Source organism: Oleiphilus sp. HI0128, assembly GCF_001635365.1.
The window spans coordinates 1-1,265 of the sequence record NZ_LWGG01001098.1 but is presented as its reverse complement, the minus strand read 5'-3'; the positions used below and the strand labels follow the sequence as shown (position 1 = coordinate 1,265).

Annotated in this window: 2 protein-coding genes; one reads left to right on the top strand and one right to left on the bottom strand. The window is 42.8% G+C overall.

The genetic code is table 11. From position 1 onward, the window contains the following. The first annotated feature begins 291 nt into the window (after positions 1-291). Positions 292-618 (top strand): hypothetical protein, encoded by a 327-nt coding sequence (locus A3763_RS18765; protein WP_068516247.1) that lies wholly within the window; start codon positions 292-294, stop codon positions 616-618. Between the two features lie 9 nt (positions 619-627). On the opposite strand, the gene A3763_RS18760 is transcribed toward A3763_RS18765, so the two are convergent. Then, positions 628-1,265 (bottom strand): TIGR02281 family clan AA aspartic protease (locus tag A3763_RS18760; protein WP_197482973.1); only part of this gene is annotated, 638 nt, incomplete at its 5' end.

The window sequence follows — 1,265 nt, the reverse complement described above, 5'->3', positions numbered from 1 at the left end:
TCATTACTCCAACAATACCGCTTGAGCGAAGCAAACCACTTGCCTGCTTTGCTTTAATATTGCTCGACACCCCCTCCTTTGGAGCATTTGTTTTATTCTCGTTTTCCATATGCACTCGTAAACCTATTCAGTATCAGCGCGAAGCATACTTGGCTTGATATCAAAAGCAAAGACACCCTGCCCAGAAACATTTCTCTTTTCAAAGCATGGATAAAAGTTGAATCCGAGTATTTTCCTTCTATGCTTAATAAATTAGCCAATCACTCGTTTATATTACACAGGACTAAGACAATGGACGAACAAGATATTAATCGATTGATGCTGCACTACGAGCAGCTGTATCGGAAGTCGAATAGGGAGATTATTAATCCTGAAATCGAGGCACTTTCTACCAGCGATTTAAAACCCATCGTCAATATCGTGGCCCAGAGCCGGGCAGCTTATTTAAAGTTCATGTATGAACTAGGAAAAAAATATGATGATCTTGATGACTCACCGAGTGCCGAGGAATTAAAAAAACTCAAAACCCTGCGCCTTCGCTTTGAAGAGCTTGCTGAAGGAGCAAAAGCTTTTGAGACATCAATTCAGAAGGGCTATCTAGATCTAAAGACTAATTAAGCGACACACTTACAGCTGGGGATTCAGCACCAGCTGTTGATTTTCTTGGTCAATTTTAAACTCAAAACGCTTGAGAATATCCATCCCCAAAAGCCCATCATAAGTAAAGTCAGATAAGGGCAAAACTCCCAAAGTAACATCCCCCATTGATAATCCTCCAAGCGAGACTTGACCCACCTGCACTTTGCTCCCTTTGACGGAGCCATTGGCGGTCTTGAGCAGCAGCTCATCTGCCTCATCTAAAAGGCTAGGCAAATATTCTTGAACAAACTCTGTCTTCACGACAGTCATTGAAGCACCCGTATCAATCATTAGCGACAAACTGTGCTCGTCATTAACAAGCAGCTCAAGCAAATAGTGCTCACCAATAGTTTGCAAGGGAACGATATACTGACTAGAACGGTCTCTAAGTTCAGCAATGGTATTTTCCAATAGCTGAACCTCCTCGCCATATTTAAGGTCATGCCTTGCTGACACAAGGCTTAGTTCAGCCTCATCCCACTCCTCAGAGACAATTAGCCAGTGAGCCAGGGATAAATAATAGGGGGTATACTCTGGCTGAAAACTCACCAACTGCCTAAAGCTCGCAATTAATAAATCATGCTCACCAGCTTTCTCCAGCGTTTGCTCCAGATGTTGCACAAAGT